The following is a 22440-nucleotide window of genomic DNA, read 5'->3' as shown; positions in this document are numbered from 1 at the left end:
GATTGTCTAATTTGTCGATACAGCCGTTACAACTGCATTGTTATAGCCATTTTTTTCGCCACCGGAGTTGACTACGATAACAGCAGTCAAATTTTGCGTAATGCCTGCTGGCTTGTCTGCCTTTCTTTTGATTTTGAAACCAATAACCGATACGCTGTTTGCCAGAAGGGCCACGTTTGAGCTGACCGTGATAAAATTGTCGTCTTCAGAAAAACTCCAGTTCCCATTCATATTGTTAACGCCTCCGAATACGTTGGAGACTCCGCTGCTGGTTGGGTAGCTTATGTCAAATGCTCCGATCTTGCTAACCCGGAAGGAGACATTCCCATTAGTGCCAAAGCCTGCTGTTTCGTGAAGATTGATAATAAAGTCCCTCTCCGCCCCTTCATTAAAACTTAACCCGTCAATGTCCAGCGTAGTAGTTAATTCTGCGGCAGCGCAGGGAGTGGTAACATTAATGTAAGACGTTGAGACATTGGTATTGTAGCAGCCATAGGTGAGGTCGTGGGCAAAGACATAGTAGGTGCCGGTGGTTACCGCAGTGGGGTTGTCTATCTTACCAGTGGTATGGTCAGAGCTGGTAAACCATTCAATAACGGTATTCGGTGGCAAGCTCAGCGGTTGGGGAAGAAAGCTTGTCAGGTCGGCCGTTTGCATGGGGCAGGCAATATTGGCATTGGATCCCGAAAGGGCGATCTGGCTTGAAGGATTGTTCGGATTGTTGCAACAGATTGTAGCAGCCGTGACTGAAAATGCGGAACTTAGCAAGGCCTTATTGGTGGAATAGCAGTTCCCGCTAGGGTTGAAATAAAATGCATAATAAGTACCAATTGCCGCCTGCGCGGGATTGGGAAGCATAGGGCCTGCATGCTGGTCGTTGTTGAACCACCGAATTTCATGAGGCGATTGCGCCTGCTGGCCTGTTAAGTCGAAAGAGCTTTGGTCAGTACAATTAATAGCCGCAGAATTACTTTTAAGCGCGGCTTGTGTTTCGACGCTGGTGAATGAAAATGCGGCCGCTGATATTTCTGTATTGTAACATTCATAAGGAATATTTTCGCCTTTGTAAAAAGCATAGTACTGTTGCCCGGGAGGCAATGGGCTTGCCTGGGAAGCCTGTTGTGTTGTTAATGTGCCCCAGGTTACATTCGGATTTGTCTTCCATATTACTTGTGCGCCAGCCGGAATGGGAAGTTGTACATTTTCATAAAGATTCTCCGTTGCGCATGCGAATGGCGTGACGTCCGAATCCCTTATGAATTTGACTTGTCCACCGGGGATTTTGCATGTGAACGGTCGCGAGTAAATGTCGAAGTTAACGTAGCCTGTACCTGCATTGGAAGTTCCAAAAAGCGAAAATTCCAGTTGTGCCGCAGGTGCTGTAAAGGTTAATTCCTGCTGAATCCATTGATGGATGTTGCCATTGAAATTCGTGACCTTGGTGGCAATAATTGCAGGAAACTGATCCGTTGTAGCAATTCGTAAGGTAGCGGTACTGCCATAGGAGGATAATTGCTCTTTGGACGAAAGTACATAGTAACGTAGCGTGTACTGAAATCCGGGAACGAAACCACCTGAAACGACTGAAATTTTGGCGCTTTGATTACCCGTGCTTTTTAATGACACAAATACACCATTCGTATTGGGAAAAAGTGCTTCGTTCTTGGAAGGAGGGGCCGGAATCCCGGAAGCCCACCAAACACCCGGATAGCCAACTATATTCGCAATTGCGGGCTCGCCGGAAACAATATTGTATCCAAGCGGGGCACAGTTGCTGCACACGGAACTTGTAAAAGTTTCCGGAAAGACCTGGCCATATGCCAAATGAACACTTGTTATGCAAATGGCGGCTAGTAAGTGGAGGAATTTTTTCATGAAGAAGTCCGTGCTGGTTTTATTAAGAACGTATTGCGCTTTTCACAATCAGCGCGACTAATTACGGTACTTCGCGGAAGTTTGATGTCAATGAATGAATATCCGGCCACGTCGAGTTAACTTCTGGTTCCAACGGCATGGTTTCGGAAAGTTCAAAGTCACGATGTATTTGGGTTTCGGATAACTTTTTTCGTGTGACGTCCCTTAGTTTTGTAATCTTACCTACCCCCATTCATATGCTGCGAGTATTCTGTTTACTGATATCCTTGTTAGGATGCACACTTGTTTTTGCCCAAAACGGTTTCCAGGTAGTCCCGCTGGGTGTGAAAGGCGGGACCGTCGATGGCAACCTTTCCGCGTACATGCTTGCGCCTGCGGGTTCGGATGCGTATGTGTGCCTGGATGCAGGCACGGTAAGCAGCGGGATCATCGCGGCGGTTGGGAATGGGGCGTTTAATGTGAATGCAGAAACGGTTCTGAAAAAATATATCAAGGGATATCTCATCTCACACCCGCATCTCGACCACATTTCAGGGATGATTATCAATTCAGTGGACGATACGGTGAAGCAGGTGTACGCCATGGAACATTGTATTAATGTGATGAAAGCGCATTATTTCAATTGGCAAAGCTGGCCTAATCTTGCGAATGACGGTAATGCGCCTGCCTTGAACAAATACCGTTACCAGCAACTAAAGGAAGGTATCGAAATGGCCGTTAAAGAATCGGAAATTTCGGTACGGGCATTCCCGTTGAGCCATTCAAAACCCTATTCGAGCACGGCGTTCCTGGTGAAGCATGGCGACGAATATGTGCTCTATTTTGGGGATACCGGCCCGGATGAGGTGGAGCGGACGGACCATATGAAGCGGGTTTGGGCGGCAGTCGCGCCGCTTGTGAAATCGGGAAAATTGAAAGGCGTTTTTCTGGAAGTCTCGTATCCCAATGCACAGCCCGATCGGCATCTGTATGGCCACCTGACGCCGAGATGGTTTATGAAAGAGTTTGAAGTATTGGCAGGACTTGCGGGAAAGGAGCATTTACGAAACCTGAATGTGGTCGTTACGCACGTTAAACCTGTGGGGAATAATGAAGAAACGATACGAAAGGAGTTGGGCGCGGCCAATAACCTCGGTTTGCGGTTGATCTTCCCGGAGCAAGGCGTAAAATTCGAGCTGAAATAGAAGTCAAAAGGCGGGAGTCGGTCCCGCCTTTTGCTATTTGAACAGATTAACCTGCCCGCTTGCGACCCTTGGGTCATAAGGGACTTGCAGTTCCATTCCCAGTTCTTTGTTTAGTTTCTGGATTAAATAGGAAGATAGCAGCGGCGACGCCTCCTCATGATTCTGATGCACAAAGAAGTAGATATTTTGAATGCCTTCCTCGGTCCAGAGTTTTAACCTTTCAAACCAGTCGTCCAGACGGGTATAATCCGAATCAACGTTGGCGCCGTTGTAGCGGATGAATGCGGTCGGCGTAGTGAGCCGCATGTGCAGCAAATCGCGGCGTCCGGCCGAATCTGTGACGATGTGCGTGATGTTTTTCTTTTCGAGGAGGCTGTACAGATCTTCGCTGTTAAAAGTACCGTCATACCAGCCGGTGTGGCGCAATTCCAGCGCAAGCGGAAAGCCGGAAGGCCATTCTTCCAGGTATGCTTTCAGTATTTCCCAGTTTTTAGGGCCAAAATTGTCGGGCATTTGCAGGAAAAGCATCCCGAGTTTATCCTGCAAATGGGCTATGCCGTCGAGGTAAACGTCGGTGGGCTCCTTGGCGTCTTTCAGCCTTTTCCAATGACTGATACCCTGGTGCAATTTGGGGAAAAACTTGAAACCGGCCGGCGTTTTGGCATACCAGGATTCAATCGTTTCGACAGGAAAATTATTGTAAAAGGTTGCATTCAGCTCGATGCTGTTGAACTGCGTCGCGTAATAGGCCAGTTCATCTTTGGTACCCTTGGGATAAAAACCTTTGAGGTCGGTTTTGTTCCATTTGGCGCATCCGATGTAGATCCCGGGCTTTCCGCCTTTGGCGGCATTCAAGAGGGCTTTGTTGGTGGTAGCGTCGGGCGGTAGCGCAAAATCTATATGATCGGGATTCTCAACTTTTCCAAATTTCATGACTTTCAGGTTAGGATGAACAAGAACCGATCTGGCAGGATTTTCAGCCTGCCAGATGTTGATAATGGTGATATTATCTCCCGAAATCGTCCTGCACGCGAACGATATCGTCTTCGTCGGAAGGATTGGAAGGGTCGGTATGTTGCCAGATTTCAGCTACAAAGCCCCATTCATTGACACCTACAAGGCGGTGACGCTCTCCTTTTTTGAGGTTGATGACCGTGCCGATCGGCAGTTGTTGCAATTCGGTTTCTTCGTCAGTATCGCTGATCACGATGCCGGCGCTTCCGCCGATTACTTTCCAGATTTCGGCGCGGCGATGGTGGTATTGCCATGAAAGGCGTTTATTGGGTGCCACCACGAGAATTTTGGGGCTCAGTTTTTCATAACCGGCAAAGTCGGCAAGCGACAAATGCGGGAAAAATGTAGAGATGAATTTGGGAGCCTGGCTTTCGTCAAGTACGAAAAAACCACCCCACGGACGCGAGTGGTCTTTGGCTACAACGGTGAATCCTTGCTCGTCTATAAATTGCTGTACTTTTTCAAAAACCTCATTTTTATCGGCTTCTGCCGCAAAGGATTGTATCATAACCGGGAGTAATTAATGATTCTGGTGAATTTCAAAATTAGGATAAAAAACAAAAAGATGCCCCAAAATATTCAGGGCACCTTTTGAATTATATCTACTAATTTTTCCTATTTGTCCCACCAAACTTTGGTAGTAAAGTCATCGGGCAAAGTGGCTCCCGTCTGGTAGTTCGGGTTACCCGCCACTTCGCTGGTCGGATATTTAAGCCTTACGGGAATCGTTCCGTTGGTAACATTGCCCGGGTAGTTGGTAGGTGTCAGCTTGGGAAAGCCGGTTCTGCGCCAGTCGTTCCATGCTTCCCACCAGTTGAAGAACTTGTTTACCCACATCTGTTCACCGATCATTTCCAGCGCTGGTTTGGTCGTGCCGTAAGGATAGGTAGTGAGGTAAGTGGTTACTGCCGCATCGGGGACGGTCAGCGAGGCATCATAAGGGGTATACATCTGCATGGATGCCTTCACACCCGCCTCGTAATGCGATTTCGCCGTTCCGGTAATGCCGCTTCCGATTTTACGTTCGATCGCCTCGGCCAGCAGGAGCTCCACTTCGCCGTAATTCATGATCATGTAAGGATCGGAATCCTGTAACATCTTGACATTAATACGGGAATAGGTCTTCGAAGCGATCACCGGTTTACCTTCCAGCTGATCCAGCATGGCCTGGTCATATCCGTTGGGTAATCCCTTTTGTTTCAACGGATCGACAGTCACCGGCGTGAATACACCGCCGGACCAGTCGCCGATACCGCTGCTGAGGATCATAAGGCGGGGATCATCATCGGCTGCGCTGTTTGCATTGGCCCCTTTCAGGAAGTTCACCATTGTAGCACTCAGGAACGCGGGCTGTCCGCCATCGCCGGGGTCAAATGCACGCGAAATACCGTTCTGGTTTACCCATTCACTGGGGCCGTCGGCCAAAGGTACCCACATATTGTCGGCATTACTGGTGAATACCCCACCGGCTACGGCCTTGCTGACGTACGTGGCGGCTTTGGCAGCATCCACATTCGAAATGCGCATAGCCAGACGAAGCATCAGGGAATAGCTGAAACGTTTCCATTTGTTGATATCGCCCTTATAGATGAAGTCCGCGGCGGCGAACCCTTCGTCTCCGTTGGAGGTATTCATGGCCGCGGCGGCTTCGTCGAGCTCTTTGAGCAAATCGGCGTAAATCACGTCCTGCGTATCATATTTAGGAAAGAAAATACCATCGGTGCCCTTGTTGGCCTCAGTGTATGGTACGCTGCCGTAGAAATCGGTGAGGCGGGCAAAGCTGAACGCACGCAGAATGCGGGCTGCATTGCGCATATTGACATACTTACCCTCCGCAAATCCACCCGGGCCCGACTGCTTCATGATTTCTGCGATGTTTTTCAGCTGGTCATTATAGGTAAATTCAAACGGGGCTGCATTGGTCTCGAGATTTACCGTGTATTTATCGCCGGGAGCGATGCCGCCGTTTGCATTGCCCAGCTGTTGGATCGCGTAGGCGCACCAGCCGATATTTGTCCGCCAGTCGATGTAACGGTTGTCGCCACTGGATCCGTTAGAAGCTATCCCCAGCTCCGCGGACGTGAAGATGAAATTGAGGTCCACCTGGTTCAGGGCCTGGGGGTTGATGTTGAGGTCGTGCAGTTCCTGTGTATCGCAACCCGTCATCAACACCGCTGCCAAACCATATTTGATATATTTTGTGAAGTCTTTCATGTTCTTGGAATTAGAATGTTGCTCTCAGGTTGAAACCGTAACTGCGTGTGGAAGGGAAACCGAAGTAATCGAAGCCTTGTGAATTTCCGTTCGAATAGGTCGACTCGGGATCTACGTTGTCGATGTTTTTGAAAAGGATCGCGAGGTTCCGGCCTACAAACGACAAGGTGAGGTTTTGGAGCGGTGTCTTTTCCAACAGTTTTCTCGGGAAAGTGTAGCCCAATGAGAGCTGTCTGAGCTTGATGAACGAAGCGTCATAGAGGAACTTAGTCGTTACAGGGTTAGCCTCTCCACCCACAGACTGCCAGTAGTCATAGGCTTCACGCGGAGTGAGTGTTTTGGTGAAGGGTTTGTATTCCGAACCTTCCTGGGTTACACCGGTAACCGTCAGCGGGGCCTCGCCGTCGCGTCCCTGCAACGATTGCTTGCTAACTCCCCATTGTGTGAGACGCATGTTGGTTCCGGAGAGAATATCCCCACCCCATTTGAAGTCGACGAGGAAAGAAAGATCGAAACCTTTATAATTGAATGCGTTGGTCAAACCACCGGTCAGCTTGGCAATACCGTTTCCGATAATCTGGTAATTGCTTTCCGAAACCGGACGGCCATCTGAAAAGAATACCGGCTGGCCATCAGGCGAATATTTCTGAACCTTACCGGTGATCATGCCGAACGGATGGCCAACGATATTTTTGATAAATGCATTTCTCGTTCTTGGCTCCTCCATCACAAGCTCGGTAGAACCCTCGATCAACGCTTTGACCTTGTTGTTGTTCTTGGCCAGATTCAGCGTGACGTCCCAGGTCAGATTATTCGTTTTGAGTGGCGTGGCTGTTAACAACAACTCGATACCCCGGTTCTGCATTTTTCCAAGGTTCACCGACGTGCTGCCGAAACCGCTCGCACGGGAAATGGTAGCATTCAGGATATCGTCCGTTGTCTGTTGGTCGTAATAGGTAAAATCAACCCCCAGTTTATTATTGAACACCCGGAAATCGATACCGAATTCCGTTTCTGTAACGGTCAGCGGTTTCAGATTTGGGTTGGGAATGTTACCATTGTTGCCCATGGCGGAAGAGAAAGAAGCCATTGGATGATCCAGGTGAGGATTTCCGTTCAATGAGTAGGTCATGTTAGTCGAATACTCATCAATAGTGGCGTTACCCACCTGCGCCCAGGAAGCGCGAACTTTACCATATGACAGCCAGGCAGGCAGGCCCTTGAATGCATCGGAGAACACAAAGCTTGCTCCTACGGAAGGGTAGAGGATGCTGTTGGTGGCCGGGTTCAATACGGAGAACCAGTCGTTACGTGCGGTGGCGTTCAGGAACAGATAGCCATCCCATGAAATTTCGGCGGAACCCAGCAGCGAGTTGATGCCTTTTTCCCTGTAATCGTAGTCCCATAACTTGGTTTTCAGGTTCTTGATCGCCGGGAAGAACGCCACATTGAAGCCGGAACCGTAAATGTTTTCGTATTCGTATTTTCTTCTCATCCTGTTACCGCCTGCGAATGCATTAATGCCGACTTTCCCGAACTCTTTATTGAATCCTATGGTGTATTCCAGGTTCAATTCCTGCACATTCCAGGAACCTGCATTACGCGCACCTCCCAGTTGATAGCCCGTTCCTTCCGGTGTAAGCCCTTCCGAGCGGCGTTGATATTTGTCGAGCCCGACGCGTCCCTGAATATACAGCCAGTCGGTGACCTGGTATTTCAAAGCACCCGAGGTAATGAAGCGGTCTTTATTATCGGTTTTGATAAACTGGTAGGTTACCCAATAAGGATTCTGCCCCCAGTTGTTGGCTGCCTGCTGGAATTCCTCACCCACTTTTTTACCGAAAATGCTCAGACTGTTGGCGTCGGTTCCGGCCGGTATTGCACCTGGTTTGGCAGGATCACCGTAGTAATCCAGCACGTTGTAGTTACCAGGAATGCGCCATACCGACTGGATGGCATTACCGGGAGAGTCGGAAACGTTCGGGCGGTTTTTAGCCTTTTCTTCTGAATACAGGATCTTGGCATCGAGCGTAAGCCGCTTGCCAAATTTGGAATTGGTGGAAAGTGATAGGTTGATCCTGTCGTATCCCGAGTTCGGGATGATAGTGGTGCTGTTCAGGTTAGTGACGGATGCCCGGAAGTTCTGATTTTCATTTCCACCCGACAATGCAATGTTGTTGGTGAAAGCGTGACCTGTTTTATAGAACCGCGAAAAATTGTCACCCTGATTAGCATATGGGCGCATTTTGCCGTCGAAACCAATTACCTGGCTATTGTCGTATTTGGGGCCCCAGGAATCGTCGCCCCAATCATATGCCTGAGCCTGGGTCGTAGGCTTGGACGCTACGCCATTGACGTATGAACCGCTGCCGTAAGTGTGTTGCAGATCGGAAAGATCATTGAATTTTTCAAAAACATAGTTCGAGCCGATTTCGACACCGATACCTTTTCTTTTGGTACCGCGCTTGGTGGTAATGTTGATAACCCCGTTCGCTGCGCGTGAGCCGTAAAGAGCGGCTGCGTTCGCACCTTTGAGCACGACCACCGACTCAATGTCATCCGGGTTGATACTCGAAAGACCATCCCCCTCATCGGAGCCGCCCCAGAGGCCGGCCTGGCCGAAGTTGTTGTTGTCCATCGGGATGCCATCGATTACATACAATGGCTGGTTATTGCCTTGAAGGGACTTGTTACCGCGAATGATCACGCGTGAGGAGCCTGCGGGGCCGGAGGCGATCTTGCTCACATTGACACCCGCTACGCGTCCGGCAAGCGCGTTACCCAGGTTGGCTTCGCGGGCGGCCGTCATATTGGAACCTGCTACTTCGGTAATGGAGTAGGCAAGTGATCTTTTTTCCCGGCTGATACCCAACGCGGTGACGACCACTTCGTTTAGTGCCGTAGCTTCGGAGGCCAGTGAAATATTCAGGATGGTAGCGTTAGCGACCACTTCTTTGGTAACGTAACCGATATAGCTGAAAGCCAGGGTTTTCCCTTTGTCGACAGTAATACTATATTCACCCTTGTCATTAGTGGTAGTACCCCTGGTGGTACCTTTTACGACAACGTTCACACCGGCAATTTCCCCGCCGGCGGCGTCGCTTACTTTCCCGGATACCGTCATTTCCTGTGCATATCCCCTCAGGGAGAGCACGGTGAACAGTATCAGCATCTTAACTAGTAGATTTTTTTTCATACAATCCGTACATCGATAGGTTAAATGGATACTTATTGAGGAATAGTGCTGAAAATTGAGTCAAATATACCGAGGTTGACTCCATATGTACATAGTGCTTTTTTATCTAAAAATAACACATTTTTAACACTTTTTTAATAGTGTTATTAAAATTATTCTGATATGGAACAGGACTATTTTATGCTAAAAACGGCCATTGGAAAGGCACCGATCATAATGCGAATTTATTCTAACACAATTGGAGGAAATTTGTCGAAGTGCAGTTCGGTCATGCGTATACGTCCCTTAGAGAATTATTGTAAAGCGGGATGGACAGAGCTGCCTTTGGCGTGATCCGGGTTAAGAAAAGCAAGATTGCGATCGATGATGCCGGTAAGGGTATTCCGGGAGGAGAGAGAGGTGAAATCCTCAGGAGCTGTGTGGGTAACGTAATCGAGTAGTCGCTCTACGGACGTGGTAGCTACATGGAGCCGTGTATCCGAAGAGCCATAGTAAATGAATACCGAACCGTCGTCGTCCAGAATCCAGCCATTTGAAAATACGACATTGGAGACATCGCCAGTGCGTTCGATACCTTCCGGCGCGAGGAAGTACCCTGCCGGTTTATAGATGACCTTTGCCAGATCGGCGATGTCGGTCATGAAAAGGTAAAGGACGTAACGCAGGCCTGCCGCAGTGTGCCTTACCCCATGTGCCAGGTGCAGCCAGCCCATGCGGGTTTTGATCGGGGCAGGGCCCTGACCGTTTTTCGATTCGTAAACGGTGTGATATTTCCGCGCATCAATGACGGTTTCATGGGGTATCTGCGCATTTTCGATACAGTGCGCCAATCCTAATGCGATACCGCCTCCGCGCCCGGCCTCGATGAACGAATCCTGGGGGCGGGTGTAGAATGCGTACTGGCCGTCGATGAATTCGGGGTGCAAAACCACGTTCCTTTGTTGCGCAGAGGGTGTTTTCAGATCAGCAAGTCTTTCCCACGTGCGCATGTCACGCGTACGCGCAACCCCGCATTGCGCAACTGCCTGCGACTCGTCACCGGGTGCAGCGGCGGGGTCTTTGCGTTCGGTACAAAAGAGACCGTAAATCCAGCCGTCCTCGTGTGCCGTGAGCCGCATGTCATAGATATTGACGTCCGGTTCGTGCGTTTCGGGCATTTCGAGCGGGTAGGGCCAGAATTTGAAGCCGTCGGTACCGGTGGCGCTTTCGGCTACCGCGAAAAACGACTTTCTGTCGTAACCTTCAACCCGGACGACCAATAAGTACTTGCCGTCGAGCTTGATCGCCCCCGCATTGAAAACGGCATTGATCCCGAACCGCTTCATAAAATAAGGGTTGCTGCTCGGATCGAGGTCGTATTCCCAGAAAAGTGGTACGTGTGCGGCGGTGAGTACGGGGAACTTGTAACGCTCGTAGAACCCGTCGGGGGAGTCCAGCCTTTCATTGGGTGTTTCGTCTAACAGCTCCTTTTCACTTTTAATACGTTGAAAACGCTCTTCGAAGATAGTCATGGTGATTTTATCAGGGATTGTCCATACTCACTGATGCGGGAGGTTTTTGTACCATGTTTTCCAGAGAATGATTGAGGAGGTTAAAAAGATAGCCGTTGTTATGAAAGTTTCCTGCGGCATTTTAAGAATACCAAAAACGGGTATCGCGGTAATGGCGGTCTGCGCGACGATGCCAAGAACGACATTGAAAAGGTCCCTGGCAAAGCCCCTGTTAGGTAAAAAGGAAGGGTTGCTTCTGCGTACTTCCTCCCGGACCGGTCCCCAGAAACCCCACGGATTCACTGTCCGGTAGAATGTTTTAAGCACCTCCATGTCTGTCGGCTTCGTCGCAAGTGATCCCCCCAACGCTCCGACCAGCGATATGCCCAGAATGAGAGGGAAATAATAGAGCGGTAATGTGTCTTTGAAAATATGGGGGCAAACCAGCGCACACACGATACCCGCCAGCATTCCCCAGAAAAAACCTGAGCTGTTGAACCGCCACCAATACCATTTCAGCACATTGGAAGCGATATATCCGCCTAATAGCGCGGATACGATCCATTGGAGAATGCTGTTCACGTCTTTCGCCAGCAAGCCCAGCAATATGCTGATGCACACGATCACGATGCCGGAAAGGTAGTTTATTCTGCTGATTTGCCGGTTGCCGGCGTGAGGATTGATAGAGCGGAGGTAAATGTCATTGACGAAATAGGCCTGTGCAGCGTTGAACGTGCCCGCAAATGTGCCCATGAATGCGCCCATGAGGCCGATCAACACCAAACCCAGCAAGCCCGACGGAATGTAGGTATTGAGCACGGCCGGAAGCACTTTCTCGAAATCGGTGCCGATGGCGGCCGAAATACCGGGCTGGCGGAAGTAAAGCAGCGCGAGAACGGCGATGCCGGTGATGAAGAGATACCGCGTAGGGAGTAACACCACATTCACAATCATGCTCATCAGGGCCGCTTCTCTTGGCGAGCGGGTCGAAAGGATTTTCTGCATGTCGTAGTTGGGCGCCGGGCCGGCGAGGCTTGCGAGGATGCCTTTGGTAACCATTAATGCAAAGAAATAGCCAAAGGGCGTAAAGCTGTCATTTCGCAACTTTCGGGCGGCGGCCGGCAGGCGGTCAGACCAGTCGAGGCCAAGGTCTTTCCCGAAGAAAAGGTCGGTCCAGCCGGCAGGAATGGGCAGGCTATTCACCCCAGGCAGCGCCATGTAAGCCATGACAGCCACCGACACGCAAACGATGACCATGATCAGATAATGCAGCATATCGGCCCACACAATACTTTTCATGCCGCCAAGCAGCGCATAGCAAGCGGTGAAAACGGTAAAAAGAATGCCGTAAAAGTGAGCAGTGTAAGCCGGAGGCAGCTTGAATGGGAGGAATGCGCTGACGATCTTCCAGGGGATGAAGATTTCAATGAATTTACCTAACCCGATAAAGCCGTACGCCATAAAGCTCAGGCAGCTTAGTAATGCAAAAGCGATGATGATCTTATGTGAGGGTCCGGCACCATGGCGGTCGCCAAAACGGAACAGCATCCATTCCGCACCGGTAGCCGCATTGGAGCGCCTCAGCCACATCGAGAGGTAGACCATCATGAATATCTGGTTAAATACCGGCCACAACCAGGGCAGCCAAATGCTTTTCACTCCATAAACTACCATGATGGCGACCATCCAGGCTGTACCGGAAAGATCGAACATGCCGGAGGCATTGGAAATACCCAACATCCAGAACGGCATAGATTTCCCTCCGAGCAGGTAGTCGTTTTTGCTTTTCGCTGCCTGCCGTTTGAGGTAAATGCCGATCGCCAGGACCGTTACCAGGTAGAGTAATATGACGAGGAGGTCGATCGCCTTGATGTTCATCGGTGAGCGTGGTGATCGATCCGCGTATGGTACAAACTTATTGACAAAACTGCCGTTGGGTATAGTACTTTTTTATCCATGATTAGACCAATACTAACAGTTTATAGGATTTTAGGAAGGGTTGCTGATGGCATTATTAGTAATTAATCTTTAAATTGTTACCTCAATATAACATGGTGGATGGAGACCGGTCGCCTTGTTTTTCAATTTAACCTAAAAATACAATTTAGCCTATGAGTGAAATCTACCGAGAAATTACCCCATTGACCCAGTACGATTGTTTCACCGTTTTCGACCGTAAAAAGACGATTTTCGATTTCCCGCTGCATAGCCACGAGGAGTTCGAATTGAACCTGATCCTTTCGGGAAAAGGCGTGAAACGGGTGGTCGGCGATCATACCGAAGTGATCGACGACGCGGAGCTGGTGCTGGTGGGCAACAATCTGCCACATGGGTGGCTCACCCATTCCTATCGCTGGCAGGAAGGAATGCCGGAAATCAAGGAAGTAACCGTGCAATTCCATCGGGATTTGTTTGACGACAAGTTTTTGAAGCGGAACCAGCTGTTTTTTGTGCGCTCGCTGCTGGAAAAATCGTCCAAGGGAATTGCGTTTTCGCGGGAAACGATCGAGCGCATCAAGCCACGGCTTACGAGCCTGGCGCAAAAGAGTGGCTTCGATTCCATGCTCGAACTGATGTCCATTTTGCATGACCTCTCCGTTTCGCGTGATATGCGAACGCTTTCCAACAGCACATTTACGGATGAAAATGTCAATTTCAACAGTCGCCGCATTGAAAAAGTGTTCGCCTACATGCGCGACAACTATGATAAGGATGTGAACTTGGCAGGCGTAGCGAAGCTGGCGGGCATGTCGGAAGTGTCATTTAGCCGGTTTATCAAAAAGCGTACGGGCAAGACCTTTATTGAAAGCCTGAACGAGATTCGGCTGGGTCACGCGTCACGGTCGCTGATCAATACTTCGAATACGATTTCGGAGATCGCTTACAAATGCGGATTCAATAATCTTTCGTATTTCAACCGGATTTTCAAGAGCAGGAATGGCTGTACGCCGAAGGAATTCCGGGATAACTATTCGGGGACGCGGACGTTTGTTTAATGAGTGAGTCTGTGAATGAGTGAATGTGTGAATGAGTGAATGTGTGAATTTTGAATGATTGAATAGTCATAATGCAAAAGAGTTCAAAGTCAGGGCAGGCCCGAGCTTTGAACTCTTATATTTTTAACGACTCCTGACCTATTCACTCATTCGGTCATTCGGTCATTCGGTCATTCAATCATTCAATCACTAAACTTTCAGCATCCATCCAAAGATATCCTGCTCTTTGCCGGTGCGGAGGTCGGTCAGGTAAGTTTTTACTTTACTTACGAATGAGTCTTCCTTGATTTCAGGCAATGCATAATCCACGCCTTCGTACGCGATGGTTGCGAAAGGGGAAATGACCACCGCTGTTCCGGCCCCGAATGCGGCTTCGAGCTTGCCGGCTTTCAGTGCGTCGATGATCTCTTTTACGCTGATACGGCGCTCTTCGACAGGAATGCCCCAATGCTCTGCGATCGCCACAATGCTTTTACGCGTGATACCATCCAGTGTGGTTTCGGAAACGTGCGGGGTAAGCAGCTTACCATCCAGCATGAACATGATATTCATCGTTCCCGATTCTTCGATGTACGCGTGATCACGGGCATCGGTCCAGATCAGCTGGTCGTAACCTTCCTGCTGGGCGAGCTTCGCCGGGTAAAGCGATCCTGCGTAGTTACCGGCACATTTGGTAGCACCTACACCACCTTCGGCAGCGCGGATGAAATGCGTTTCGACTTTCACACGCGGAGGTTTGGCATAATAAGTACCTACCGGGCTGGTGAAAATGATGAAATAATATGAATCGGATGCTTTGACGCCAATGTAAGGGTCGGTAGCAAACATGTACGGGCGAATGTAAAGCGAGCAGCCGGGTTGTGAAGGCACCCAACCTGCATCCAGACGGAGCAGTTCGGTAAGGCCGTTCATGAAAATTTCTTCCGGAATCTGCGGCATACAAAGGCGCTCAGCCGATTTGTTGAGGCGTTTCCAGTTGTCGATGGCACGGAAAAGCAGCACTTCACCGGCATCGTTTTTGTAGGCTTTCATTCCCTCGAAAATAGCCTGACCGTAATGTAGCGCGGCGGTAGCAGGGCTTAGCGAGAGGTCGCCGTAAGGGACGATGCGCAGGTCCTGCCATTGTCCGTTTTTATATTCGGCGATAAACATGTGGTCGGAGATATTCCGTCCAAAAACGAGGTTGTTGAAGTCAACCTCCTGCAAACGGGATTTGGTGGTTTGCTGAACTTCTATTTGTACTGTGTCGGCTGTCATGATGCCAAAAATTTAATTTTTCAAACGCTTTCCGAAGCTTACGATCAGAAAAAAGGCAGGATTTGGAGATCCCGGCGCATTCTTTCTTAAGTCTCGCAATTTAAAGAATTTAATCTGTAAATAATTGATATTTAGTATAACAATTATTTTTGCCGCGGAACCCTCGGCTGCCATGTAATTTCCTCGATTCCGAGCTCGTGCGTCATGGCCCTGCAGAGCATAAAAAGGTAGTCGGAAAGACGGTTGAGATAGCGGATTACAATCGGCTCCACTTCTTCTCCCTGCTGCAATTGAATCACCGCGCGTTCGGCCCGGCGGCAAACGGTTCGTGCGATGTGCCCGAAAGATACCGACTGATGCCCGCCCGGCAATATGAATGCCCGCAAAGGAGCAACTTTCGCATCGATTGCGTCCATTTCCTTTTCGAGCAACGTGATGTCTTCGTCGTGCAGATCGGGAAGTATTTTCTTCTTCTGATCGGGCTCCGAAGCCAGATGTGAGCCGATCGTGAACAGGCGGTCCTGGATTTCTTTAAGCAGGTCTTTCCGGCCTTCATTTACCAGCTGATCGCGAAGCATTCCGATGTGGCTGTTCAGTTCGTCGACCGTTCCGTAGGCGTCAATGCGCACATGCGCCTTACTCAGGCGCGTGCCTCCGATGAGGGCAGTGGTGCCTTTGTCACCGGTTTTGGTGTAGATTTTCATTGTGAGAAATGTAAAGAGCAAAAATAGGCTTAGGCGTTTCAGCCGGGCAATAGTTTCGGAAAATCTTCCGGTTTGATAATTTGAAGTTTAGGGAAATCCAGATTTTTAAAAACATTGAAGTCTGTCAAAAGTAACAAGGCAATCTGCGTTGACAGAAATGCCCAGGTCCGAAAATTTGTTGTCGTCGGGATCTTCTTCAATGATACTCCATCGAAAATGGGGTTCGGCGAAGATTACATTTGGAGCCGTACAGAGCACCTCAACGACTAATTGTGCCGTTTTTTCAGAATAGAATTCGGTCAGTTTTTCTTCATATTCGTTTAGAATACCTGTGCTGACGACCCAGTCAAACTGTTCTGCTATGAACGCTTTGTAAATCGCAAATTCCGGATTCGATCTTTTTATTGTTTTGACAAGGACGTTAGTATCAATGACCGCCCTCAATTTACTCATCAGCGTTATCGGGTTTCGTTCTGACGTCGGCGAATTCAAGTTGCTTGTAGTCAGCCTCCGTTATACCTTTTTTGACAACCATAGCATCAACTTCGTTAAACAGCCTTTGACTCAGGTGATTGACAAGCACACGCCTGATTTCCAGTAATTCTTCATCGGGAATGTTCCTGTTAAACATCCTGAGAAGTGCTATCTGAACTTCATTTAAGCCTGAAATGTGTGTTTTCGGTTTCATGTTCGGGATGATGTCAAATTTCAAATTTTGGGCAGGTAGCTGATTAGATCGACTTCAATTAGGTTTTGGAAGCTTCCCGACCTAATTTTGCACCCTGATTTACTATGGCGAAAAGACCTCTATTTAGGTTACCTAATTCATGAAAGTTACAACATTTGCAATAAAGATCTGGCGTTGGGCGTCTTTATTATTCGTTATCGGGGCGCTGGTTTGGACGTATTCACTCTTCCCGGAGATGGTCGCCGTTGACTTTGCCGATAGCGGCCTTGCGGAGCGCTATGTCGAGAAAGGACACATCTTTTATATCGTAATGGGCCTTTTTCTGCTCAATAACGTGGTCATCACGGGTATAGCGCGTCACATTCCGAATGTAGACCCCATGAACCTGCCGATCCTGAAACGTAAGGAATGGGCGCAGCATCGCGCCGCGCTGAATGAGCACCTCATCAACTGGCTTTTCTGCCTGGTGGCGGTGATCAACACCATTACAGGTTTCAGCTTGCTGGCGTTGGCGACGATCAACAGTACGAATTACAAAATGGACGTGTTTGACTTTTCATGGCTCTATTATGCCAGTCTCGCATTGGTCCTGGGCGTTTTTCTGTTGCCGTTACGCTTGCTGTGGCCACCGGTGCAGGAGGATAAATTGTAATATTGCCCTATATGGAAGGTAAAATGGCAGCGGAGGATAGCCAGGATGCATTGTGGCGGAAGGAAGCGGAGGCGATCGATCTGGAAAGCTATACCTACGATCTGCCCGATTATCGTATTGCGAAGTACCCGATGGAAATTCGGGACCAATCGAAGCTCATGGTGTATAAGGGTGGTAAAATCAACCACCTGAGGTTTACCGACATCACTTCCCAACTGCCTGCTGACACGCTTCTTGTTTTCAATGATACCAAGGTCATTCCAGCGCGGGCGCATTTTCGGAAAGAGACGGGTGCGGTGATAGAACTGCTGCTGCTGCATCCCGAACTACCCACGCGGGTGATCAACGATGCGATGCTCGTGAAACATTCGTGCGTGTGGGAATGTATGATCGGCAATAAAAAGCGGTGGAAAGCAGGTGATACATTATTGAATGTTATACAGGTCGGCGGAGCAGAAGTGCATTTGCAGGTCTCATACCATGACTACGAGCGTAACCTGATAAGGTTGACCTGGGATACGGAGGTTACATTCCTCGACCTCGTGAAAGCTCTGGGCGAAATCCCGCTACCTCCCTATCTCAACAGAGATACCGAAGAGCCGGATAAGGAAACTTATCAGACAGTCTACGCGCACCATGACGGCGCGGTTGCCGCACCTACGGCCGGATTGCATTTCACACCCCGGGTTTTTGATGCATTGGCACAAAAGGGTATCCGCAAGTCATTTCTCACACTGCACGTTGGCGCCGGTACTTTTCAGCCCATTAAAGTGGAGAAGGTTACGGAGCATCGCATGCATTCGGAGCAGGTTGTGTTTACGAGGGGATTAATCGACAGTTTATTGAAATCGGTCGATCACATTGTGCCGGTAGGGACTACTTCGCTGCGTTCGCTGGAAAGTTTGTATTGGTATGGCGTGAAGCTCTTTAAAAAGGAAACGACAGATTTCAATATCGAAAAGCTGTATCCCTATCCGTGGAAAGATACGGAGCTTCCGTCGGCAGGGGAGTCATTGCAAGCCATCGCCGATCATATGGATGCCGCTGGACTGCAAGAAATCGTTGGAGAAACCGAGATATTCATTTTCCCGGGTTATCGTTTCAGATTGTGCCGCGGGATAATTACTAATTACCATCAACCGGGTTCTACGCTCATTCTCCTGGTAGCCGCTTTTGTCGGAAATGATTGGAAAACGATTTATTCTGAGGCATTGGCCAATGACTATCGCTTCCTGAGCTACGGCGATTCTTCACTCCTTTGGCTCAATGGTGTTGAGTAACGGTATCATCTAATACATTTTTCCCGTAAATTGTTGTTTAATCGATGACAATATGGGACACGCACAGCTGGTTGAACAGAAAATGACGGTCGAAGAGTACTTCGAGTTGGAAAAGCGAAGCGAAATTCGTCATGAGTACTACAATGGCGAAGTTTACGCGATGGCAGGGACAACTTTGAACCACAACAGAATAGTGGGAAAAGTGAGGAACCTGCTAGGCAGTCACTTTTTATCCAAGCGATGCGACGTATTTTCGGAGAATGTAAAAGTTGAGGTTTCGAGCGTCTACTACCCCTATCCCGATGTAGTAGTCACATGTGCTCCAAGTGACATTTCCGGAACCTATATTATTAGACATCCTACTGTTCTGGTTGAAGTAATGTCCAAAACATCGGAGCACTGCGATAGCATTTTTAAACTGAAACAATACAAAATAATCCCTTCTCTGCAATACTATCTGCTGGTTTCTCAATACGATTACAACGTCAGCTTGTATTCCAGATTGGAAAGAACAGATCTCTGGACTTATCACACTTTTAGTAACTCCGAAGACGTAGTGCGCCTCGAAGCATTCGATTTCGAAATGAGCCTTCAATCAATCTACGAAAATATCGAGTTCGTGCCGGAAGAGTAGTTTCGACTGCGTTATTGAACAGCCACCACCTTACTCGCCACCGATACCCCATTCTCATTAAAAGCCTCAATGGCGAAATAATAAGGAACTCCTACGTTCAGCGCGCGAAGTTCGAAGGTATTCGGCTCGTCGTTCCAGAACTGGTAGGTTTGGTATAGCTTGTCGGGTGCTATACCCCATAACACATTGTAACCAACGGCTCCGGGTACTTTTTCCCATTTCAAATCTGCATTGCGCGCGTCTTTCTGGCGGACGGCCGTGAAGGTTGCGGGCGTTTGCGGGGCTTTCCCGAACCCGTTTCCAAAAATCCTGAATTCGCTGATGGCCAATATCGGTGAAGCTACGTACACGTGCTCGTAACGCACGTATCGCGCGCGCACGGGTGCTGCAAGCTCGATATAGGCGCATGGGCGATCACGTTTGGGCTCTTTTGTGAGGTCGCTCGCGAGTTCCCATTTCTTACCATCTTTCGAAGTCCAGATTTTAAATTGTGTGTAGACTTCCTCAGGCTTGTTATCGAAAATGTCGGACTTGTAATCGGTGTAGTTGACTTGCACTGCTTTAATTTCCTGTTCGGTCTGTAAATCGATCGTCAGCGTTTCGCCCGGTTTGTTTTGTTTTGCGGCCCAGAATGTCCTTGGGTTCTCGTCGGTGATCTTTTGTGCCACCATTGTATCGAGCGTGGACGACGCAGTTGCTGGTTTTTTATAGGAGAGCAGCATCCAGCCGGTGAAGAGCTCGTCGCCTTTGCCGGTCCAGGTTTTAGTAGGCATTCTGTGTGGAAAATCGCCGAAACGGGTGTTGGCGAACATTTGCCCGTCTTTGTCAAATCCGGCGGCATAGCGCACAATACGGCGTTCCATGGCCCAGTTCAGGCCGATCCACGAAGTGCCGGTGTTCCAGTAGTTGCCAAAGTTGTCCTGGAATGTATTGCCATGTCCTGCGCCAGTCGCAAAACCACCTGGTTTGTAAGAAACAGGGTTGTAAGGTGCGTAGGTAAATGGCCCCAGCGGCTGATCGCCGACGTAGGTGCCATTGGCATACACATTATATTCCGTGCCCGGCGCGCCGTATTGCAGGTAATACTTGCCCTTATGCTTGGTCATCCACGCGCCCTCTGTGAATGGCTTGAAAGGATCCGAGTGGTTTGGCCCGAAGCGTTCCCAGCCGTGTTCATATTGGTTTAGCCAAAACATGGACTGGTACTGCCCCTTGAATGCAAGCCGTTTGGAATAATCCAGCTCGGAACCGAAAATCGGGTATACATTCGAGGAGCCCCAGTACATGTACCATTTGTCGGTGTCCGGGTCGTGGAACAAGGCCGGGTCCCAGGGGCCGATGTCCTTCGGCAAGCGGGGCGTCCAGCGATTATAGAATTCCCAGATACCTTTTTCAGGCGCAACGGAGTACAGTATCGGTCGAGATTCGAAGGTGGATTGGAATAAAAACAATGTGTCGCGTACCGAAACCGCCGCGGGCGCGCACATGTCCTCGAACGGCCAGCGGTTGGCCGTCAGGTATTTCCAGTTGATCATGTCTTTGGAATGCCAGTAACCACCCGAGATCGTGACGAAAAGAAAATACTCGCCTTTGTGATTAATGATTACCGGATCGGCACCGGAACGGTAGCTGATATTGTCGTTGAGATGCTCGAAGTTGTATTTGTAATCGATATCCATCGGATTACAATAGGTCGTCTGGGCGATGGCCTTCATTGAATGGAAGCCGGCCAGTATTCCAAATAATATTCCGAATGTGCGTAACGACATGATTTTGCTGATGATAGGATGCAGATTATTCTTTTAATCTTACAAAACTACCTGTTTTTGGATTAATAATCCTTTCGGCAAGCAAAAGCATCGCGTCTTTAAGAAGTTTTGAAACCGATAACCTTTACCTTTGCGGTCGATTTTGAAATAAGCAACAGTTTTTTAGAATGGCGATTGATTTTATAGAGGAACTACGCTGGCGGGGCATGCTGCACGACATGATGCCGGGAACACATGAGCAACTTCAAAAGGAGATGACATGCGGTTATATCGGCTTCGACCCGACGGCTCCTTCGCTGCACATCGGTAACCTCGCAACCATTATGCTTCTGGTGCATTTCCAGCGCGCGGGGCACAAGCCTATTGCATTGATTGGAGGGGCAACCGGAATGATCGGCGATCCTTCTTTCAAAGCGGCAGAGCGATCGTTTCTCGACGAAGATACCTTGCGTATCAACCAGGAAGGTATCCGCAAGCAGCTCGAATCATTCCTGGATTTCAATTCCGGTGAAAATTCGGCTGAAATGGTGAACAACTACGACTGGTTCAAAGACATTGGCTTTTTGCAGTTTCTGCGAGATGCGGGTAAATATCTGAGCGTCAACTATATGATGTCGAAGGATTCTGTGAAAAAGCGGCTGGAAACCGGTATCTCATTCACCGAGTTCTCCTACCAGCTTTTGCAGGGCTACGATTTTTATCATTTATATAAAACCAAAAATGTCCGGCTGCAAATGGGCGGCTCGGATCAATGGGGGAATATTACGACGGGTACGGAGATTATCCGCCGTAAGGAAGGCGACGACGAAGGCTATTTCAAAGCCTACGCATTGACGACCCCGCTCGTTACCAAAGCCGATGGTTCCAAGTTCGGGAAAAGTGAAGGCGGTAACATCTGGCTCGATCCCGAGCGGACTTCACCTTACCAGTTCTACCAGTTCTGGCTCAACCAGAGTGATGACGACATGCCGCGTTACCTGCGTGTGTTCTCGCTGAAAGGGCGGGAGGAAATTGAAGCGCTGGAAATAAGTCACGCTGCCGAACCGCATTTACGCATTATGCAAAAGGTGTTGGCGTCCGAACTGACCATCCGCATTCACTCGCAAAAAGCATACGATCTGGTGTTGAAGGCTTCGGAGGTGTTGTATGGTAAAGCGACATTGGAAACACTCCAGAGCATTGAAGTGGATGAATTCGATACGATTTTCGACGGTGTACCTCAGACAGAAATCACACGCACCGAATGGGACGAATGTGCGAACATTACCGATCTCGTTTCGACTGTAACCCGCGGCGAAGTGTATGCTTCCAAAGGCGAGGCGCGCCGTGCGATCCAACAGAATGCAGTGAGTGTGAACAAATCGAAAGTGACTTCGGCGGAACAACCGCTGAGCGATTTCGCATTGCTTCAAAACAAATTCTTGCTGATTTCAAAGGGTAAGAAAAATCACCTGATTAAGGTAATATAATGTTTCGAACGGCTTGGC

At 49.1% G+C, this 22440-nt stretch carries 18 protein-coding genes; 6 read left to right on the top strand and 12 right to left on the bottom strand.

Annotated elements, in window-relative coordinates:
* Window positions 1–6: 6 nt before the first annotated feature.
* Complete coding sequence (locus J7619_RS31715; RefSeq protein WP_291208790.1) at window positions 7–1875, bottom strand: hypothetical protein; 1869 nt, start codon at window positions 1873–1875, stop codon at window positions 7–9.
* 266 nt (window positions 1876–2141) lie between these two features.
* Here J7619_RS31715 and J7619_RS31710 point away from each other — a divergent pair, with 266 nt between their 5' ends.
* The gene (locus tag J7619_RS31710; RefSeq protein WP_291208787.1) at window positions 2142–3059 is read left to right on the top strand and encodes an MBL fold metallo-hydrolase; all 918 of its coding nucleotides are present in this window, start codon (window positions 2142–2144) and stop codon (window positions 3057–3059) included.
* A 33-nt stretch (window positions 3060–3092) separates the two neighbouring features.
* On the opposite strand, the gene J7619_RS31705 is transcribed toward J7619_RS31710, so the two are convergent.
* The 6 genes from J7619_RS31705 to J7619_RS31680 all read right to left on the bottom strand — a co-directional run bounded on the left by J7619_RS31705 (window position 3093) and on the right by J7619_RS31680 (window position 12851).
* Window positions 3093–3992, bottom strand: a complete 900-nt coding sequence (locus J7619_RS31705) for a DUF72 domain-containing protein (RefSeq protein ID WP_291208785.1) — start codon at window positions 3990–3992, stop codon at window positions 3093–3095.
* 73 nt (window positions 3993–4065) lie between these two features.
* Window positions 4066–4581: a phosphoheptose isomerase gene (locus J7619_RS31700; RefSeq protein ID WP_291208782.1), complete on the bottom strand. Its 516-nt coding sequence runs from the start codon at window positions 4579–4581 to the stop codon at window positions 4066–4068.
* Between the two features lie 107 nt (window positions 4582–4688).
* Window positions 4689–6287: a SusD/RagB family nutrient-binding outer membrane lipoprotein gene (locus J7619_RS31695; RefSeq protein WP_291208779.1), complete on the bottom strand. Its 1599-nt coding sequence runs from the start codon at window positions 6285–6287 to the stop codon at window positions 4689–4691.
* Between the two features lie 10 nt (window positions 6288–6297).
* Window positions 6298–9459, bottom strand: a complete 3162-nt coding sequence (locus J7619_RS31690; RefSeq protein WP_291208776.1) for a SusC/RagA family TonB-linked outer membrane protein — start codon at window positions 9457–9459, stop codon at window positions 6298–6300.
* Between the two features lie 317 nt (window positions 9460–9776).
* Window positions 9777–10994, bottom strand: a complete 1218-nt coding sequence (locus J7619_RS31685; RefSeq protein WP_291208773.1) for a glycosidase — start codon at window positions 10992–10994, stop codon at window positions 9777–9779.
* 27 nt (window positions 10995–11021) lie between these two features.
* The gene (locus J7619_RS31680) at window positions 11022–12851 is read right to left on the bottom strand and encodes a sodium:solute symporter family protein (RefSeq protein ID WP_291208771.1); all 1830 of its coding nucleotides are present in this window, start codon (window positions 12849–12851) and stop codon (window positions 11022–11024) included.
* Between the two features lie 233 nt (window positions 12852–13084).
* Between J7619_RS31680 and J7619_RS31675 the strand changes: the two genes are divergently transcribed.
* Window positions 13085–13969 carry an AraC family transcriptional regulator gene (locus tag J7619_RS31675; protein WP_291208769.1) on the top strand — a complete coding sequence of 295 codons (885 nt, stop codon included), beginning with the start codon at window positions 13085–13087 and terminating at the stop codon, window positions 13967–13969.
* 189 nt (window positions 13970–14158) lie between these two features.
* Here J7619_RS31675 and J7619_RS31670 read toward each other — a convergent pair whose 3' ends face one another.
* The 4 genes from J7619_RS31670 to J7619_RS31655 all read right to left on the bottom strand — a co-directional run bounded on the left by J7619_RS31670 (window position 14159) and on the right by J7619_RS31655 (window position 16618).
* Window positions 14159–15226, bottom strand: coding sequence for a branched-chain amino acid aminotransferase (locus tag J7619_RS31670; protein ID WP_291208766.1), 1068 nt, complete (start codon window positions 15224–15226; stop codon window positions 14159–14161).
* A 143-nt stretch (window positions 15227–15369) separates the two neighbouring features.
* The gene (locus tag J7619_RS31665) at window positions 15370–15930 is read right to left on the bottom strand and encodes a cob(I)yrinic acid a,c-diamide adenosyltransferase (RefSeq protein ID WP_291208763.1); all 561 of its coding nucleotides are present in this window, start codon (window positions 15928–15930) and stop codon (window positions 15370–15372) included.
* Between the two features lie 105 nt (window positions 15931–16035).
* The gene (locus tag J7619_RS31660) at window positions 16036–16383 is read right to left on the bottom strand and encodes a putative toxin-antitoxin system toxin component, PIN family (protein WP_291208761.1); all 348 of its coding nucleotides are present in this window, start codon (window positions 16381–16383) and stop codon (window positions 16036–16038) included.
* On the bottom strand, window positions 16376–16618 hold the full coding sequence (locus J7619_RS31655) for a hypothetical protein (RefSeq protein ID WP_291208759.1): 243 nt from the start codon (window positions 16616–16618) through the stop codon (window positions 16376–16378). The genes J7619_RS31660 and J7619_RS31655 overlap by 8 nt, the downstream gene beginning before the upstream one ends.
* Window positions 16619–16757: 139 nt before the next feature.
* Here J7619_RS31655 and J7619_RS31650 point away from each other — a divergent pair, with 139 nt between their 5' ends.
* From J7619_RS31650 to J7619_RS31640, 3 genes are read left to right on the top strand one after another with little or no spacing between them, the layout of a single operon-like run.
* Window positions 16758–17270, top strand: a complete 513-nt coding sequence (locus J7619_RS31650; RefSeq protein WP_291208756.1) for a hypothetical protein — start codon at window positions 16758–16760, stop codon at window positions 17268–17270.
* 11 nt (window positions 17271–17281) lie between these two features.
* The gene (locus J7619_RS31645; RefSeq protein WP_291208753.1) at window positions 17282–18550 is read left to right on the top strand and encodes an S-adenosylmethionine:tRNA ribosyltransferase-isomerase; all 1269 of its coding nucleotides are present in this window, start codon (window positions 17282–17284) and stop codon (window positions 18548–18550) included.
* 52 nt (window positions 18551–18602) lie between these two features.
* Window positions 18603–19184, top strand: a complete 582-nt coding sequence (locus J7619_RS31640) for a Uma2 family endonuclease (RefSeq protein WP_291208751.1) — start codon at window positions 18603–18605, stop codon at window positions 19182–19184.
* An 11-nt stretch (window positions 19185–19195) separates the two neighbouring features.
* On the opposite strand, the gene J7619_RS31635 is transcribed toward J7619_RS31640, so the two are convergent.
* The gene (locus J7619_RS31635; protein ID WP_291208748.1) at window positions 19196–20953 is read right to left on the bottom strand and encodes a discoidin domain-containing protein; all 1758 of its coding nucleotides are present in this window, start codon (window positions 20951–20953) and stop codon (window positions 19196–19198) included.
* 173 nt (window positions 20954–21126) lie between these two features.
* Between J7619_RS31635 and tyrS the strand changes: the two genes are divergently transcribed.
* Window positions 21127–22422: a tyrosine--tRNA ligase gene (tyrS, locus tag J7619_RS31630; protein WP_291208911.1), complete on the top strand. Its 1296-nt coding sequence runs from the start codon at window positions 21127–21129 to the stop codon at window positions 22420–22422.
* The last annotated feature ends 18 nt before the right edge of the window (window positions 22423–22440 follow it).

This window comes from Dyadobacter sp., from assembly GCF_017744695.1.
Classification (GTDB): Bacteria; Bacteroidota; Bacteroidia; order Cytophagales; family Spirosomataceae; genus Dyadobacter.
This window is presented reverse-complemented; position numbering and strand designations above follow the sequence as displayed.